Here is a 19,771-nt window from a genome sequence, read left to right as displayed (position 1 = left end):
GTTTACGGGGTTATTTCCTATCATTGACGTGAATTTTTCAGCTGTTCTTGAAACAAAAACCCTAAAATGCTTTAATAAATATAAACATACACTCGTTACTGGCAAATAAATTGGAAATTAGAATAATGAAAAAATTCATTGTGGTTACTGCTTTTTATATTATCGGCGGTATTTCTGCCTGTTTTGCTGTCGAGTCAAGCCCTGAAGCAGGCTGGCAGGATATATTTAACGGCAAAAACCTTGATGGCTGGCATCAAATTGGCGGCAAGGCTACTTTCCAAGTTGAGGATGGCGTCATTGTTGGAACTTCGGTGTTAACGCCTAAAAACAGCTTCCTTGCCACTCATATCAACTATGGCGATTTCATTTTGGAATTTGAAGCTAAAGTAGACAATACACTTAATTCTGGTGTGCAATTTAGAAGTTTAAGCAATCAGACCTACATGAACGGACGTGTTCATGGTTACCAAATGGAAATGGATACCAGTGCTCGTGCCTGGACCGGTGGGATTTACGATGAGGCGCGCAGAAAATGGTTATACACCCTGGGTAGTAACGAACAAGGGCGACAAGCTTATCTGCCAGAGCAATGGAATAAGTTTCGTATCGAAGCCGTTGGCACACGTTTGCGAACTTATGTTAACGGCATTGCCACGGCAAATCTGGTTGACGACGAAACGGCTAAAGGCTTCATTGCACTACAAGTGCACTCCATTGGACGAAACCAATCAAAAGTAGGCAAGCAAGTTCGCTGGCGTAATCTTCGTGTCAAAACAGATGATTTGGCTAATGAACTTTGGTCAATGAGTAATCGTATCGCAGAGATAAATTATATCCCGAATCAGTTATCACCGAGCCAAAAGGCCGAAGGCTGGAAATTACTTTGGGATGGTAAAACAACTAAAGGCTGGCGTGGTGCAAAGCTCAATGATTTCCCTGACAAGGGTTGGCAGATTAAAGATGGCGTGTTCAGCGTGTTACCTTCAGGTGGCGCAGGGGCTGGCAAGTATGGCGGTGATATTGTTACCTTAGAAGAGTTTAGTGACTTTGAATTAGAAATTGATTTCAATATTACCAAAGGTGCAAATTCTGGTATCAAGTATTTTGTTGACCCAAGCTCACTTAAAGGCAAAGGCTCAGCAGTAGGATTAGAGTTTCAAATTTTAGACGATAAAAATCATAAAGATGCTAAAAGAGGCACAGCTGGTAACCGTACTCTTGGTTCTCTTTACGACCTGATCACTGCCGCTAACTTAACCGAGGGTAACGGAGCTACAAAGCGTTTTAACGGTATCGGTAAGTGGAATCGTGCGCGTATTGTTGTTCGCAAAGGTAAAGTTCAGCATTGGTTAAATGGTTTGCAAACCCTTGAGTTTGACCGTCATAGCCAAAAGTTTCGCGAGTTAGTTGCTAAGAGTAAATATGCTAAAAAGCCAAATTTTGGCGAATGGGAAAAAGGTCCTATTTTGTTACAAGATCATGGCGATCTTGTGCATTTTCGCACAATAAAAATAAGACGTTTAGCTCAAGTTGAACCTTCAGAAATGTCAGCTAAGTAGTAGTTAAATCTACATTTATACTAATTATATTACCGCTGCTTGGTATTGTTATGGTTGGTTGCCTTTATCATTCTCCTTTCTGACAATATGCTCAGAATAATGTGCTCCTAATAAGTCACATCTATGTGACTTTATGGCACCGCGATATTGCCTACATGGACGTAGGTACTTATGATTTGTCTGGAACTAAAATGTCGTGCATGGAGGCACTAATGCCGTGAAGGCAGGATGCCTAAGAACGGTCATAACCGTTCATCCTCGGCTAGGGCGTCCTCGATAACTGCTCCTGCGTTATTCACGGCACTTGTTCCCGACAGTGCTCTACCTCCTGCATCGACGTGAATGGATGCACTAATGCCATGAAGGCATGAAGGCATGAAGGCATGAAGGCATGGATGCCTAGGAGCGGTCATGCAGTCGTGAACATAAAAAAAGAGCCACTGTATTTAAAACATGTGGCTCTTTTAAGAACTAGATATCACCTTTATATGGTGAAACCTATATTTCTATTTCAGTTTAGTTCGCGCTGAAAACCTTCTGGTTAAGCCAAGAACTAACATCGCTAACATCCCTAGTTGGGTACTGCCACCACTATTAGGTTGTTGATCAAGTGGTTCTTTAAGCGGAATGAAAACGGTTACTGTATCAGATGTTCCACTATGAACGGGGCGATTTACATCAGTTACTATCGCATAGACATCAATGCTAGGTAATACTTCGTCATTAAAATCGGCATAGTACAAGGTGAAACTTTCAGCCCCCGGACTTACTTGAACATTTAGTCCATCAACAAACCATTCGATATTTACCGTATCACCGTCTATATCGTTTGGCGTTGCGGTAAATGTTACCCCTTCGCCGCTGCTATTATCAGAGGTGATACCCACTGTCGGCCAAGTGTTGGTTGTCAGACTCCATGACTGACTACTCGATACACCACCTGCAGTTGCCGTTAATTCAAAGGCAATATCCTCACCTGAAATATCAACTACATTATAATTCAAGGTTGATGATGTTTCTTCTGGTAAAAGAATACCATTAAGGGTCCATCTATAGGTAAGAACTGCGTCATCAATATTAAGGGCTGATGCAATTACCTCAATGCTTACTACATCATTATCATAAACATAAGGTGCATCTACACTGGTAACTGCTGGCAAAGTGTCGTCAAAAGCATCGGCAATACCATCACCATCAAAGTCATCATCATAGCCATTTAATAGTAAATCATCATCACTATTTCCTGCGTACTCTCCTAATGGCATATCATCAAGTCCATCTAGAATACCATCATTGTCATCATCACGATCGATAGCATCTAAAATACCGTCTTCGTCTAAATCACCGTTATTGATAAAGTTAATTTCTAAATTATCAAATAACGCGACAACGCCTTCAACATCCGCTTTTATTTTCAATTGAATTCTAATGTCTTCAATGTCATTAGCAAGCAAATATTGATTTTCAAAGTAATGCCAGCCATTGTTGTCAGCAAGATCTTTGTTGTATATTGCCGTATCTGCTGATTCAGCACTAAAGGTCCAAGTATTAGCACTTACCTCTTTATCAGTAGAGTTATTTGATCTTACTTGAACAGTAACAGCATCGACAGTGTCATTAACTTCTGGGCCGGTTACTTTCATCCAACCAGCAACGCGGACTATATTGACATTAATATTTTCTGTGGTGAGGATCGGGCTAGCGAATTGGATTGTTTTACCTTCGGTAGTGCCAGCATCTATCGATAATCTATAGGCATTGGTTAGTTCGCCGTCATGACCAGTGATGCCATTGGCAACTTCATGAGTAACCACTGCCGTAGTGTCCTTTGCAGTAAACCATTCCCATTCGTTGTTCGCTGCACTCAACTTGTTTTCTACCAGTATTGCAATTTCAGCATCGGGAGAATAATCAGTTATGCCATTAGGGGCTAATACATTGGTTAAGCCTGACTGATGCACATAAGATAATCTAGGGTAAGCATCTGTGTTTGGAAACTCAGTTTCATTATCATTGGCATTAAACCAGCCATCGCCATCAATATCGGCTAAGTGGCTATCTACACTCAGTGGATCGGCACCGGCAGCTAATTCATCAACATCGCTGTCACCATCGTTATCATCGTCGAGATCTATAACCAAAGCAGGTTCTGAAGTTGAATCTTCTGCGGTTTTATCGTCATTCCAATCATCTGGCATACCATCTTCATCTGTATCAATACTGGCTGCTGCATCTCGAGGAAAGGCATCCTTGTCATCAAGAACACCATCCTCATCTTCGTCAGCTGGTACAGCATTACTGCCTAAAAACACATTATCAAAGAGTGTTTTCTTAGTGTTAGTATTAACAAATTCCAAATTAATTGAACCGGTATACAGGCCATCAACTAACTCAATGCCAACAATATCACTGACATCAAAAGCAAAAGATGGTGTACTGTCATTATTGGTATTATGCTCGGTTAACTCTTCGATAAAGTGTTTTACTACTGCCCCTTCGGCACCATCTACCACTAAATAAACTGAAGATTTAGGTTCAGTGCCACCATCAGCATCATTATGCAAGAGGTAATATTTAACATAAATTTCTGTAGCCTCAACGACAGTAACAGCCTGACTCAGGGTGACAGTTTTGTTTATACTTGCTTTACCGATTTTGCCGCCACTCACATTCACTTGCTCGCCAGCATCATTCACAGGGGCATAGTTAGCATTATCTTGACCTTGTCCTTGTTGAGTTGCGTTTGTCCAGCCCCATGTTTGTCCGTCGGTACACTCTTCAACACTTGCCGCTAACACCGCGGCTTCATAGTCAGCGCAAGATAAGATATCAAACGAGGGGTTTACGATTAAATTACTACCCCGAACACTGGAAGAAATATGGTTATAATATAATTCATCTTCGCCAAATATCGGAAACTCTGCGGCTTGTGCGCTATTTAGCGCAGTTAAGGTAAAAGGCAGAGCAAGTAAGGCTAGTTTGCTCAATTTTTTCTTGTTTTTATTATTAATTGTCATGTTCGTTCTCCAATCTATATTTCATTGAAATACTTTTATGGTGCTTACTATTATTTTAAGCACATGGTTCGTTTCATATCAACGCGGTAATATGAAACTACTCACTTATCTCTTCTAGAATTTTGCCGAAATACCTATGCGGTAAGTTCTACCATTATGCTGATAACTCGCGGTACGCCAATCTGGTGCATCACTAGTTAAGGCATTACCTTCTCCTGGCAAGTTCCAAGCAGTACCATCACTATATTCCCCTTGTTTGCCAATGGTGCGGGTGACGAACATACGATTGCTTTCATTCGTTAGGTTAGTAGCGGCAAAAGTTAACTTAATTTGCTTAGTAAGCGCGATATTACCGGAAAAATCTAACGATTCACGTGAATCTGTCCACTGTGAAGATTCTAACTGCACGGCATTGGTTAAACGTGGTGAGCGATAGTTATAGGCAAGACGTAACGAGTGGCCATTTTTCTCCCAGTACAAGGTGCTATTAAAGGTATCTTTTGAGGTATTTAAGAACGGAAAGCCGTCAAAATAGACATCACTGCCTTCTTCTTCCGTTGAGTAAGGCGCTTCACTGTCGGTATAGGTATAATTGGTAACAATACCAAAATCGCTTAAAAAGCCCGGTAAAAAAGTAAAGTCTTGTTGGTAACTTAACTCTATACCTTCAACGGTACCGTTAGAACCATTAGAAGATCCCCGCACTGGTACATCAGTAACCCTTCGACAAAGTTCAGCGGCGTCAGGATCTGCACCTTCAGGTATGGTATCAAGATATTCTGGGCAAGGTCCGGGACCAAATTGGTCACCAAAAACCTCTTTTTGAGATAACTCTGTGGTGGTTTTATAAATAAAACTGGTAATATCTTTATAGAAAGCGGCTACCGAAACCATGCCTGTTTCTCCATAATACCACTCCCAAGAAATATCAAACTGATTGGCTTCGTATGCATCTAACTTAGGGTTACCTCGATTTCCCCGCAAAACATTACTGGTGGCTTGAAAGACAAAACCCGGTCTAACTTCAGTAAAAGTTGGGCGCGCCATTACTTGCGCAGCACTAAAGCGTAACACCATCTCTTCATTAATGATAAAGCGTCCGTTAAAGCTGGGTAAAATATTGGTATAGTCGTTTTCTTCGTAAATAGGCGCGCTTAAGATCTCATCTGGATAGTTGATACCGCCATGCCCTTCCGCGGAAATTTTGGTATTAACCGCACGAACACCGAAATCACCTAACAGTCGATCATCAAACCAAGCATAGTTTAGTTTTACATATGCAGCGGCGGCCTCAGTATCTATTAAATGGGTGTTATTAGGATCAACTATCGGTTCATGCCCCTCAGGAAGATAAGTATCATATATTTCGTCCATATTTGGCACGTCAAAGCCAGGAATCACATTATCAACGATACCGTCAAAATAGTCATCCACGGGGAAATCAAGGCTATGATCTGCCAAGTAAACCTTTTCGCCGTCACTAATATCACTATATTTAATTTTGCCTTGAGTATCGGCAGTATCTTTGGAACGTTCAAAATATTTAGCGCCAAATTTTATCGCCGTTAGCGGGCCAAAGTCCAAATCATGCTCGAGATCAAAACTGATAGAAACGAGTTCATCTTTAACATCTCTGTCATCGTCAAAAAAAGAATTTAGTTCCAATTGAGCGGGGTCAAACCAACCCGACTCGGTATGCCATTGAATGGTTGGAATGTCATGAAAACCGCCATTTTCACCGAGCCAATCAGTGGTGACATCTGTTTTGGCGGGTTTCCAGGTAATTCGACGATTTAGTACATCTGTTGCTTCAGTTAAACTGTAACCTAGCTTAGTGGTGAATAGCCAATCACCAAATTCGCGATCATAAGCCAAAGATATCGTTGTAGTATCCGTTTCAACTTCTTTTTGTCTAGACAATTCATTGCCGTTAGCATTAGCACTAGCGACCACTGCAGAACCGCTAACTTCGTCATAAATAGCATCAGTACGTACACCTTGAACACGTGTTTGATGGCTAATGGAATCATCAGTTTTTCTAGTAAAAGACATATCTAACACCAGCGAACTAACATCGTCAGGTAGATATTCAAACGTTACGCCGCCACCTACGCGTACTCGCTCTTTAAACTTGATCCCTAAATCAAACTGTTTTGGCTCATAACTTTTAATGCTACCTAAGTCTTTACCTGTTTGGGCGCTTTGCGCTGAGGTAAGATCAAAAACATTCCACTGGGTACTGTTAAAGTAATCTTGGCGAGTTGATTTTTCATCATAAAATAATGAAAAGGCAACACCAAAGGTATTATCAAAATTATCTATAAAGCCAAGTTTTGCCAAGACATCTTGTTCGTCGGCTAACTCATCACTTTGTAATTGCACTGAGGCACTAATTTTTCTTTTTTTCGCTTGTAAAGGGCGAGAAGTTTTTAAGAGAATTGAACCACCTAAACTGCCTTCGTCATGGTCGGCACTGGGACTTTTTATAACTTCAATCGACTTTAACATATCCGCCGACATAGTGGATAAATCAATAGCATTATCATCACCACCATTGGTCATTACTTGACCATTCAAGGTGATCACGTTAAGACTTGGGTCAATACCACGAATGGTAACAGTAGAACCTTCACCATCAACACGGTCGATTCCGACACCGGTAATGCGTTGCATGGCTTCGGCGATATTTTCATCAGGCATTTTACCCATGTCTTCTGCGAAAATAGAATCGGAAATATTATCTGAGTTTCTTTTGTTGAAACGCTGCTGACTAGCACTGCTACGAAAACCAGTGACCACTATCACTTCAGTTTCGTCTTCCAGCGTAGATTGAGCCTTTTCAGCCTCAACCTTTTCAGCCTCAACCTTTTCAGCCTCAACCTTTTTAGTTTCTTTGCTCGCTTCTGTTACTTCTTTATGAGCTACAGGTTCTGCAGCGTTTGCAGCCATACTCGTACCGAACATGAACGGAAGAAGAGCGATGGATATGGCAACTGAAATTTTATTTTTCGCGAATGCTATGCTTTTATGACCTGTAACTATAGACATGTAATCCTCACTGAATTTATTATAATAAGTACACCTTATACGGTGTATCTTTACATATAATAACAACACCGTTCAGTTTTTGTCCAGCAAATCATTTGAAAACTTTTCAATAGTTCAAAAATAAACACAACAGATTGATAAATATAGAATTATTCAACAAATATATATTTAAATGATATTGTCAGTATGTGTTACTTTCCTATTTAAATACAGTAACAAGAACGATTCTCATGTAGTTTTATATAAAATTTTAATAAAAAAATGCCTGCCAACAATCGTTACAGGCATTAATAATCTAATAAAAACTGAAAATTATAAATACCCCTAAAGATCTGCAATAGGGGCTATATGGAAAGAGAATTAAAATGAAACCTCTAGTGCGTAACCGATCCCTTTATTGGTTAAGGTTGGTAATTTAATGTCAATCCCCTCAACCCCTTCTTGCCAAGTGATCACATCCGGTTGACCTAACAACCGTATTGAACTGATACCTAAACCTTTAAGAGATGCTACGGTTATGTTGTTTGCCGCAGGACGCGATAACGATATAACATAAACTTTGTCACCCTTTTGGGTAAACCAAAAATCTTTGTTAGTGAAATCAAAATTACCGGTTTTATTTTTACCTTTCCTGATGATCTGAGTTGGACCTTCATGATCTAAGGTCCAGGGCACAGTGCCATAAATAGCCTCACCGTTAACTTTTAACCAATCACCCACAGCAACTAAGTTGCTCACCGACTGGGCAGGGATCTCACCGGAGCCCATGGGGCCGACATTCAACAAGAAGTTTCCGCCTCTACTAACGTTAGCAATTAACCAGTAAAGGGTCTCCAAAGGCGACTTCCAGTCGTTATCATACGATTTATACCCCCATGAATGATTGGTGGTGGCTATGCCTTCCCAAGTGTTGGCACTTGCTTTATCAGGTATTACGTTATCACCCGGAGTGCCAATATCGGCAAAGCCGTTACCAATGCGTGCGTTAATTAAAATTTCAGGATTGGCGTCATACACAGTGCGGTAAAAATCAATACTATGCTTAGGCGGAATATAAATTGGAGTATCAAACCAAATTTGGCTTAAATCATAATTAGCCAATAACTCTTTAACCTGAGGCAGTGATTTATTTTCAATATACTCATCAAAAGTGACTGGAGATGGATCAAACTTGTTGACAAAAGCGCCGCGTCTTGGTTTTATTCCAGGGCCCGGACCATAATCTTTTAGGCCACTATCGCCACCATCACGCCAGTCCAATGCATTCGAATAATATACGCCAAAAGCCAGTCCGGCTTTTTTACAGGCCTGCTCCAACTCTTTGATAATATCACGCTTAAAAGGAGTGGCTTTAACCACGTTAAAATCATTGACTTTAGAGTCAAACAGGGCAAACCCATCGTGATGCTTTGAAGTGATCACTATATATTTCATGCCTGCTGCCTTAGCAATGTCCACCCACTGTTCAGCATCAAATTTGACTGGATTGAAGTTGTTAGCAAGTTTAGCGTATTCTGAGCGTGGGATCTCTTTACGGCGCATTATCCATTCTGCAACCGATGGCCCTGTGCCGCCATCTTCCATTTTTTCACCTTGGTAAACTCCGCCCAACGTTGAATACAGTCCCCAGTGAATAAACATGCCGTACTTGTTTTCTCTAAAACGATCACGGCCTCGTTGTTTCGCTGCCGAGCTATTGAGCTCCTGCCATTCATTAGTCAGCGTTTTCATTTCGGTTGAGCAAGGAATACCTGAGCCTTCAAAGCCGTAGAACTTTTGTTTTTCGCCTTCAGACATCGCATTATGTACAGCTAGTTCTTCACTAGTACAGCCAATTTCCGCCTGTGACGCCTGTGCCGACATCGATATTAAAGGCAGGCTAAATAATGCAGCATAAATAGCTTTACTGATATTTTTTTTATTCATAATTTTCTCGTTTATTATTTTTAATGTTTCATGAAAATATTTTAAATATGGCTCAGGGGGTTATCCTGATATCTTTCAATATTGTTCTTTTTATCAGGTTACAACCTGACCTAAAATTAGTTTTGCTTTTAAATTCGCTTAGCATAAATAAAGAATGCGGCTAACGATTTATCTGAATTATTTTTACTGTCCGAGAACCAAGCTTTAATATCTAGGTTTTGTTTCTCTAATGGCAATTCAAAACTAACACGGGTTGCGCCTTTGGCTAGTTTTTTAACATATGGTTGACCATTGATGGTTAAATGGGCGTATTGTCTTGGGATCACTTTATTGGCAGGTTTATCGTGAAATAACACCGTAAACTGGTATAAACCTTTTGCTGCCGTTTTAACTTTCCAAGGAGATATTTGAAAATTTTCTTCTTTTCCTAACCAGCCTTTTTTGGCCCATTTATCGTCACCAAAACCGGTAGTATGCCCTACTTGTTTAGTGTTAGGAGCTAACCAATCGTGACTGGTTAAACGTGATGGGTTTTCATGAGTTGAGCCAATAATTGCTCGAGTAGTATCTAAACCTTTAGCGGTAGTATACTGCCACCACTGTTGATATTGCTTGGCCATGTTGTTAGCAACTTCAGGGTATTTATCCTTCACGTTTTCTGTTTGGCTAGGATCCTTACTTAAGTCAAATAACTCGAGGGCATCTTTATTACCACTCGCCTTAACATAACGCCATTTACCCTGCATTACCGCATAAGGACGATTAGGATCTGGGTTCAACACCCGTTGAGTAGTGACCGTCAGCACTCTGTCAGGAAGCTCTGTCCCCTGCTTCAACGCCGACTTGAAACTGATACCGTCGGTATCAAGTGTACTGGTATCAACGCCGATTAAATCTAACAAGGTTGGCATGACATCAAAATGTGCTGACAAACCATCAATGCTGCCAGGTTCAATTAAGCCGCCATTTGGCCAAGAGATGTAAAATGGTACTCGATGGCCACCCTCGTAGCTAGAATTCTTAGCGCCGCGCATATCATAATTAAGGCTAGGTATTTTTTGGCCTAATTTTTTCTCAATGATCGAGCGAGTTTCATCAGAAACTAACTTCTTAGACTGTACGCCCATCACTGAACCATTATCTGTCATAAAAATAAAGATGGTATTATCAACGATATTATTATCTTGCATCGCTTTGCGTAGTTTTCCCATGTTGTCATCTATGCTGGTGATCATGCCGTAAAAAAGTGCCAGAGTTTCCGGCACGCCCAAATCACGATAGGGCTGAATATATTTTTCAGGCGCACGAAATGGCGCATGAGGCGCATTTGTGACTAGGTATAAGAAAAAGGGATCCGCTTTATTGGCATTTTTATCAATAAAATCGATGGCTTCATCAAACCAAATATCGGTAGCATAGCCGTTATACTTTTTTGGTGTGCCGTTTAGAAAATAGGTATCATTAAATTGAGTATTGCCCCAATAATCTGGTGTTTGACCTACGCCTCCAGCACCATGCATCAGTACATGATCGAAACCTTGATCTTGCGGACGAAAAGGATAGTTATCACCTAAGTGCCATTTGCCTACCATACCAGTTTTATAGCCAGCATCTTTTAACACTTCAGGTAAGGTGTTAATTTTATCAGATAAGATATGACGACCCATCACGGTATGCCAAACGCCTGCGCGTAAAGAATATTGACCACTCATTAATGCCGCTCGCGTTGGTGAACACGTAGGGTCGACATGAAAATCTGTAAAGCGAATACTTTTATTAGCAAGTTGATCAATAACCGGTGTTTGAACAATCGGATTGTTATTATGGCCAAAATCGCCATAGCCTTGATCGTCGGTCATCACTAAAATGATATTAGGAAGACTAGACTGTACGGTATCTTTCTCATGTTGGTTTGCATTAGCATATAAAAATATGGAAAATGTACTCATAGCAAAAATACTGATCACAAAAGGCTTGATAATTTGTTTACCTATTGGTGATTTTCTAAACTTCTCTAACATCATTATTCTCATTCATTAATTTTATTGATTAAACTTAAAAATTTACCACCGAGGTGCTACGCACTACACCGAGAAAACGCATGTAATCATTATCTTTTCTCTGTGTCGCGAAGCCTCTGTGGTTAAATTACTAACAGAAAGTTTCGGTTAGTTTTGTTTTTCTACATACATATAGAAGGCAGGTAAGCCAGTACTTAAAGCGCTGTCGTCAGTTTGTTCATCAAACCAAGCGCGAATATCTATATCGCCTTGTACCAATGGCACTTTAAACTCAACAGATGTAGCACCTGCTGCAATAGGCTGTGTTATGGTTTCGCCATTAAGTTGTAAATGAGCAAAACTTTTACCAATGACTTTTTTCGCTGGAATATCGTGTAAATACAGGGTCAGGGTGTAATTGCCATTTTCGGCAACTTTTAACGCCCAAGGAGACACCATAAATTTGTCTTCATTACCAATCCAACCATGACCTTTACCCCATTTGTCATCGCCAAAACCAGGCCACCAAGGTACTTGGTCAGTATTAGGTGATAACCAGTCCATACCGGTTAATCTTGAAGGATTTTCATGTTCACTGCCAATAACTGGCCGTGTTGTTGGTGTGCCTTTGCCTATTACATGGAGCCACCATTGCTCATAAGCTTGGGCTAACTCAATTACCTTTTCAGGATGTTGAGCACTAATATCATTGGTTTGCCCGGGATCATTAGTTAAATCAAAGAGTTCTACACCGCCAGTTTGCTCGGCATGAACATAGCGCCAATTGCTTTGCATAACAGAATATGGGCGCTCTGGATCTGGATTTAATACCCTTTGGTTAGTCACTATCAAAGTTCTATCTGGTAAGGCACTGCCTTCTTTAAGCGCTGGTACCAGTGAGATGCCATCGGTTTCGATGTTTTGGCCATCAATTCCGGCTAAATCAAGTAAGGTAGGAAGTACGTCAACATGCGCGGTTAAGTCATTAAATTCGCCCGGTTGACCCAGACTTCCGTTTGGCCACCGAATAAAAAATGGCACGCGATGACCACCTTCATAGGTAGATGATTTACCTGCGCGCATATAGTTGTTTAAGCTGTCTAGTTTTTTGCCGGTTTTCGCTTCAATGGCTGCGATGACATCGTCATCAAGCCAGGTTAATGGCTCGCCATTACTTTTGTGTGCCATTGATGAGCCATTATCAGTCATAAAAATAAAAATGGTATTATCTTCAATGTTATCACTGCGCATCGCGTTACGTAATCGACCGATATTATCGTCGATATTGGTGATCATGCCATAAAATTTCGCCATGTCATCGTTCAAGCCTAAGGCTTTATAAGGTTCAATATATTGCTCTGGTGCGCGCCAAGGAACATGAGGTGCATTAGTAGATAAATACAAGAAAAATGGCGCTTCTTTATTGGCTTGCTGGTGAATAAAGTCTATCGCTTCATCAAACCAAACATCGGTAGCAAAACCATTATATTTTTTCTCTTTGCCATTAAGGAAATAAGTATCGTCAAATTGGTCATTTTCCCAATAATCAGGCGCTTGACCGACACCGCCACCACCATGATTTAAAACATGGTCAAAGCCTTGGTCTTGTGGACGAAACGGATAATTATCACCTAAATGCCATTTACCAATCATTGCAGTGTTATAGCCAGCATCAGATAATATTTCAGGTAAAGTATGATGTTGGTCGTTGAGCATATGACGGCCCATCACTGTATGCCAAACGCCAGCGCGTAATGAGTATTTTCCGCTCATCAATGCTGCACGGGTTGGTGAACACGTTGGGTCAACATGGAAATTGGTAAAACGCTGACTTTCGTTAGCTAACTCTTCTAAAATTGGTGTTTGCACTATTGGATTATTATGCATACCAAAATCGCCATAACCTTGATCGTCTGTCATCACTAAAATGATATTTGGACGCGGCTGTTTTTCGGCTGAATGCTTAGCACTGGTATCTTTGGCTTCGCTAGCACTTTCTTGCTGACTACAGCCAGCAATAGCTAACAAACCGACCAATAAAATACTTAAAGGTTTAACCTTGTTTGAAAAAATTCTTAACTTCATAATTGTTCCCAAATTATCCTTTCAAAATATCAATAGGTTTCATTTTCTTTTCACTAAGGTGAGTATTGAGTGGCTTATCACCTCGATATTCTTTTACAAGCTCAGCATTTTTTGCTCTAAGTTGTTTAACAATTTTTTGATTGGCCGGTTCATTAATAAGGTTATTGATTTCATCTGGATCATTGACTAGGTCGAACAACTCTTCGTAAATTGGCTGCTCGCCATTTATAGAGGCAACACTCATCGGCTCATAAAGACCATCTTTTTGCTTATCAAAATAACGGACGTATTTCCATTGATGGGTTCTAACGCCTTCCATACGAGGGTAATTTTGAATGGTCATCATATTTTCTAAGAAAATTTCTTGACGCCATTCAACATCTTTAGCTTGCGTTTCTTGCATCAGCGGTTTTAAGCTTTTGCCTTGCATTTCTACAGGAACAGGCGTGTTAGTTAACTCAAGTAAGGTTGGCGCAATATCAACTAAAGCAACCAGTTCATTACTTTGATCGGCTTTATTTTTCATTCTGGGATCATAAACCACCATCGGGATGCGCACTGATGGATCGTAAAGATGTACTTTGCCACCAAGGCCAAACTCTCCGTGCATTAAACCGTGATCTGAGGTAAAGACAATAATAGTATTATCAGCAATGCCCTGTTTTTCTAAATTGTGAACTAACTTACCCAATAATTTATCGATACCAGATATTGTTTGCATCTCTCTGATTTTACGTTCTTTTAACGTATCAGGTGTTTTAACATAGTTATAGGTACGAATATATTCACCGTTATACACGGCTAACGGTAATTTCGGCGTAGTAATATCTTTAGCGGCAACATAGGTTTTAGGGATTGTTATCTCGCTCAACTTGTCTCGGTAAGTGATTTTGTAAAGATCTAAATCACTCTCGCGCATTTGCATAGAACCGGTACTATTGGCATGAGGAACATTGAAATTGATCATTAAGGCAAACGGTTGATCTTTAGGGCGGCTATCAAGGAAGTTATAACCTGCTTGAAACGCTTCATTAGGCTCCATGAAGTTTTCTAAGCCTTCTTCGATAATTTCTATCTGGGTATCCGCTTTAGCATTTTTGAAAATACGATGTGCTTTTTTATCTTTTGGATAAAAACTTAAATGTTTATGGCTGGCATACCAATAATCAAAACTGGTATCCATTACGCCACTTTTATAGCCAAAGCCCTTTGCTTCATTTTTACCAATAGGGGTATGATTTTTCCCCACCCAACCGACAAAGTAATCATCTTCTTTCAAAAGCATTGGATAAGTTTGTGACCAAGCATCTTCGGTCATACTAGAGTTAGAGTTAAAATTGATACCATGACGGCGTTCATATAACCCGGTCAGCAGCGTTGTTCTACTTGGGGTACAAACAGCACTGGTGGCAAAGCCTTTATTAAAGATAGTGCCGTTTTTAGCCAGCTTATCTATATTCGGGGTTTTGATAATGGGATGGCCTTCAAAGCCTGTTACCCCGCGTTGCATATCATCAGCAAGAATTACTATAACATTAGGGCGAATTGTCTCTTTTGCTGACGTATTTGCTGTAGGACTATCTAACGCAGCTACTTTAGTAGAGTTTGCTGATTCACTACACGCACTTAACCCTAAAGTAAGTCCTAAAGAAACTGCTACCGTTAATAATTTTGCTCTATCTATTTTCATAAATACTTTCCGTTTTTATTTTTATAAGTTCGTATTGCGGTTTTAACATCTAAGTGTCTGTTTTAGCGATTTAATGATTTGCTTTATTTTTCCTATCTCTCGAACGATGGTCTTTGTCTTTAACACCACCCATTACTTTAAAACTGTTCTCAATATCATTATTATCTAGGGGATCTGCAACGATTTGTTTCCATGATTCAAGCTTAACCATCATTGCTGATATGCGTTTTGTATGTTCAGGATTGTCTGCTAAATTAACCAATTCATTAGGATCAGTTTGCATATTAAATAATTGAGTTTTCTTAAGATGAGGATAATAAATCAATTTATAATCATCTGTTCTGAGCATACGCTGAAAATGACGGTAACTACTATAGATGCTGTCGAACATAGTGTCTTTGTCACCACGTACCTTTTCGCCTCTGATTAAGGCAGCGACACTTGGCATTTGTACCGATTCAGGGATTTTAAGCCCTGCCATGTCAACCGCCGTTGGAAACGCACTACTGATATAAAACATGCCTTTGGCCGTTTTACCTTGTGGCACATTCGGACCTTTGACAATAAATGGCGCTCTGACACTATGATCATATTGATTTTGTTTACCTAACAAACCATGTTTACCCACTGCTAAACCATGATCAGAGGTAAAAACAATTAAGGTATTATCAGCCTGACCAGAGGCTTCAAGTGCTTCAAGCACGCGACCAATCTGGCTGTCCATGTGCTCTATCATCGCATAATACTCACCAATAAATTCTTTTACCACTGCCGGTGTGCGGGGAAAATCCGCTAAGTTTTCATCACGAATATAATGATCGCCTTGATCAAAGGGATGTTCGGGTAAAAAACTGATCGGTAAATTAATTGAATTGCCAGGGTAACGAGCAACATAACTATCAGGTGACTGACGCGGATCATGAGGCGCTAAGAAAGCTACATACATCATAAACGGATTGGCTTTTTTGTTTGCTGCTTGTTGCTGATATAAGAAGTCCATCGCCGCTTCTGCAATCATTTCACTACTGTGTTTATCGCCTTTGTAAGCATGATATTTTTCATCACCTTTGGCTTTATCATTATAATCAACATAGTCAGCTTGCCATTGACCACCATTTTTTAAATGAGCCATGCCACCTTTAAATACTGCTTTTCCTTCGGTAAAACTTCGTTCAAAAATCGGCATGGGTAAATGCCATTTACCCGACATAAAGGTGGTATAGCCTGCTTCTTTAAAAGTTTCGCCAAACATTTTAAAGTCTTTAGCATCATTACCTTGCTTATGGTTATTCGGCCCCATACCGGTATGAAAGATATGGCGACCTGAATTTATCATCCGACGAGAAGGTGCACACACGGCTGGTGACCATGAACCTTGATTAAATACATGGGTAAAACTCATTCCTTTTTTAGCTAAACTGTTTATATTAGGCGTTGAAATACGATTATTGCCATGGGCGCCAATGGTATCTATTGCTTGGTCATCGGTTAAGATAAATAAGACATTGAGTGGCTTATCACTTTTACCATCAATAGCATTTGCCAAATGACTGACAAACAGAATAAATACCATAACCAGCTGAACCATCTTCATATTTTACTCTTCTTATATTTTGGCCAACTATCAACCGGTATGAAATTTTGTTTAGGGTAATCTTCCCCTCGATGACTCGCTTTTACCGAAGCGATAAAGTCTTTTAGGTATTGAGTCATGATGCTAACTTGTTGTGGGTGTTTAGCGGATATTTCGTTGATTTCGCGGCGATCCGTCGCTAAGTTATACAGCTCTGATTTATCGATATTGTTAACACTAGTGACTAACTTAAAGTCGCCATCAAGGAGTGATAATTTACCTTTGGCATAAAAAGGAATGGCTTTAGAACGCTTAGACACTTGCTGTACTGGCGATGAACCTACAAGGTTAGCTTTATCACCGACCAATAATGACAAAATACTTTCACCATCTATCGGCCGTTCATCAGGCATTTGGTAGCCGATAATTTCATTAATAGTAGGCAAATAATCTAAAGTAGAGGCGGCAGTAGTAATAACACTGCCCGCTGCAATATTGTCAGGCCATAGAGCAAGGGTTGGAACACGAACACCACCCTCATATAAATCTCGTTTTCGACCTCTTAAACCATCGGTAACACCGGCGGTTCTGCCTTTTGCTTTTTTACCTTCCGGGCCATTGTCACTGGTAAAAGTTATTAAGGTATTTTTATCAACGCCTAAACGCTTTAATTCTTCACGTAAACGTCCTATTTGTTCATCCATTTCAGTGACCACGCCATAATAATGTGCCGCTTCACCATAGCCTTTATATTGTGCCAAATATTTAGGTCCAGCAACCACATCCATATGCGGCGCATGAAACCAAATAACAGTAAAAAATGGTTGTTCATTTGTTACTGCTTGCTTAATAAAAGGCATAACCCTATCCATCACTACTTTACTAGCGCCCCCTTTTAAACTGGGATCGGACGGTTCAAGTGCTACACCATCTTGCCAAAACGGATTGTTGACAGCTCGGCGCCCTTGTCCTGGGTTCCATAGTGCAATCGCTGACTCTGTAACAAAGGAAGTATCATAGCCATGCCAGGCTGGCGGAGAGAAATTTTCTAATGGTTTTCGTTTCTTGCCCTTAGGTGAGAATTCTTTACTGAGGGTACCTAAATGCCACTTACCAAAATGGCCGGTGGTATAGCCATTTTCTTTAAGAATTTCGCTAAGAGTAATTTCTTCTTTTGGCAGGTGACCAACGTTGGCATAAAAAATACCGTATCTATGGTGATGTCGGCCGGTGAGAAAAGTGCCACGTGTTGGAGAGCATACTGGAGCACCAGCATGGAAATTAGTCATGATGGCGCCTTCTTTCGCCATTTGATCTAGGTTTGGCGTTTTAATGATGTTGTTACCGGTAAAACCGGTATCACCATAACCTAGATCATCAGCCATAATAAGGATGATATTAGGCTTATTATTGCTAGTACCAACTGCAAATGCTGGCCAACTTATTATGGTAAGAAAAGCGCACTGAACAAAAAGCTTAATATAACTATTCACCTACACACTTCCTTTAGGCTTTTTGAGCGCGACGACGACCAATTTCACGAAATGCCGTTGCAGCTATGCCTGCACCACTTAATTGGATAAAATCTCTACGACTAAAATTCTTCATGTACCCTCTAATGACTAACAGCCAACTGCATAGTGTTTATTTATATATAGAAAAATAAACACTACCGTAGCTATTTCAACAAGTCAACCGTTAACAGTGTAAAGCTATGTCAATTTCAAGACATTTGAACTGTATTTTTTTATTAAAAATATAGTGCATTTGCAACAATCCTATGCTTTAATCGAAAAATCACTGTAGAATTTAATATAAAATACACTTTGATATATAATCATACAAATTCAAATCTGAAGTGTTTTAGTATATCAAACAAGTGAAATTAAAAAGAAACAAGGAAGCAAGTGTGAGTGGTAAAACCTATCTATTTAAGCAATCAATAAATCAGATGCTTCAGCATATATCTGCTTTGCCAGCGAACCAAAACATCATGGCAAATGATATTGAGCTAACGAAGTTGTTAAGTATTAGTAGAACAACTGTTAGAGCCTGTGTTGAACACTTATGTGAACAGGGCATTGTAGAAAGAGATGGCGCAAATAAGGTGGTATTACGCCAACCTATTGAAGGTGATTATTTTGATATTAAAGATAAAAACTCCACTAAAGATATTCAAATAGAAAAGTATTTTCTAAGCCTTATTAATACTGGAAAATTATTACCTGGTGATAGATTTTCTGAGTTAAGTCTAGCTAAAAATTCTAACTGTACCACGATTACGGTTCGAGAGTTTCTGATCAAATTTTCGAACAATGGTTTAATTGAAAAAATACCACGTGGTCGTTGGAAAATGGTGAAATTTGATGAAGATTTTGCTCGTGAACTAGTTTCATTTCGACAAATGGTTGAAATGCGAGCTATTACTGAATTATTAAAATTACCTAAACATGATCTGGTTTGGCAGGAGTTGAGAGATTTACTTACTGCTCATGAAGAAGTTAGAGATGATATTGAAAACCGCTATCATGAATTCCCCGATTTAGACAAAGCGTTACATTATAAAATCAAACAGAATTCCAAAAATCGCTTCACTAATCAATTTTACGATATAGTTTCTTTCGTTTGTCATTATCATTATCAATGGGATAAAACCGGTGAACTTGAACGATTTACTGTTGCGATCAATGAGCATATAGAAATATTAAATAACCTCGTCACCCACAATACCGCAGGTGCAATTATGAGTATGGAAAGGCATTTACAATCTGCTGAAACGACCTTACTTCGTTGTGTTCATGGCTTAGAAAGCTAGATGTTTAATTAAATAAACGCATAGACTAAGGCGAAGTTTTTCAAGCCTTTGACTGCTG

Annotated in this window: 11 protein-coding genes; 2 read left to right on the top strand and 9 right to left on the bottom strand. The window is 39.8% G+C overall.

Features of this window, described 5'->3' with window-relative positions:
* Nucleotides 1-125: 125 nt before the first annotated feature.
* Complete coding sequence (locus tag RGQ13_RS02270) at nt 126-1,559, top strand: 3-keto-disaccharide hydrolase (RefSeq protein WP_348391937.1); 1,434 nt, start codon at nt 126-128, stop codon at nt 1,557-1,559.
* A 506-nt stretch (nt 1,560-2,065) separates the two neighbouring features.
* Here RGQ13_RS02270 and RGQ13_RS02265 read toward each other — a convergent pair.
* The 9 genes from RGQ13_RS02265 to RGQ13_RS02225 form a co-directional block, all read right to left on the bottom strand.
* Nucleotides 2,066-4,576, bottom strand: a complete 2,511-nt coding sequence (locus RGQ13_RS02265; protein ID WP_348391936.1) for a hypothetical protein — start codon at nt 4,574-4,576, stop codon at nt 2,066-2,068.
* Between the two features lie 114 nt (nt 4,577-4,690).
* Nucleotides 4,691-7,624: a TonB-dependent receptor gene (locus RGQ13_RS02260; protein WP_348391935.1), complete on the bottom strand. Its 2,934-nt coding sequence runs from the start codon at nt 7,622-7,624 to the stop codon at nt 4,691-4,693.
* 360 nt (nt 7,625-7,984) lie between these two features.
* Nucleotides 7,985-9,550, bottom strand: a complete 1,566-nt coding sequence (locus RGQ13_RS02255) for an alpha-L-fucosidase (protein ID WP_348391934.1) — start codon at nt 9,548-9,550, stop codon at nt 7,985-7,987.
* A 128-nt stretch (nt 9,551-9,678) separates the two neighbouring features.
* Nucleotides 9,679-11,574 carry an arylsulfatase gene (locus tag RGQ13_RS02250; protein WP_348391933.1) on the bottom strand — a complete coding sequence of 632 codons (1,896 nt, stop codon included), beginning with the start codon at nt 11,572-11,574 and terminating at the stop codon, nt 9,679-9,681.
* Between the two features lie 144 nt (nt 11,575-11,718).
* Entirely contained in the window at nt 11,719-13,635 is a 1,917-nt protein-coding gene (locus tag RGQ13_RS02245; RefSeq protein WP_348391932.1) for an arylsulfatase, read from the bottom strand.
* A 13-nt stretch (nt 13,636-13,648) separates the two neighbouring features.
* Entirely contained in the window at nt 13,649-15,325 is a 1,677-nt protein-coding gene (locus RGQ13_RS02240) for a sulfatase-like hydrolase/transferase (protein WP_348391931.1), read from the bottom strand.
* A 70-nt stretch (nt 15,326-15,395) separates the two neighbouring features.
* Complete coding sequence (locus RGQ13_RS02235) at nt 15,396-16,919, bottom strand: sulfatase-like hydrolase/transferase (protein WP_348391930.1); 1,524 nt, start codon at nt 16,917-16,919, stop codon at nt 15,396-15,398.
* A complete protein-coding gene (locus tag RGQ13_RS02230; RefSeq protein ID WP_348391929.1) occupies nt 16,916-18,391 on the bottom strand; it encodes a sulfatase family protein in 1,476 nt (491 codons plus the stop codon). Before RGQ13_RS02230 ends, RGQ13_RS02235 begins: the two co-directional genes overlap by 4 nt.
* Before the next feature lie 13 nt (nt 18,392-18,404).
* Nucleotides 18,405-18,506, bottom strand: coding sequence for a twin-arginine translocation signal domain-containing protein (locus tag RGQ13_RS02225; RefSeq protein WP_348391928.1), 102 nt, complete (start codon nt 18,504-18,506; stop codon nt 18,405-18,407).
* Nucleotides 18,507-18,807: 301 nt separating this feature from the next.
* Between RGQ13_RS02225 and RGQ13_RS02220 the strand changes: the two genes are divergently transcribed.
* Entirely contained in the window at nt 18,808-19,713 is a 906-nt protein-coding gene (locus RGQ13_RS02220; protein WP_348391927.1) for a GntR family transcriptional regulator, read from the top strand.
* Nucleotides 19,714-19,771: the final 58 nt, after the last annotated feature.

Source organism: Thalassotalea psychrophila, from assembly GCF_031583595.1.
GTDB classification, from domain to species: Bacteria; Pseudomonadota; Gammaproteobacteria; order Enterobacterales; family Alteromonadaceae; genus Thalassotalea_A; species Thalassotalea_A psychrophila.
This window is presented reverse-complemented; position numbering and strand designations above follow the sequence as displayed.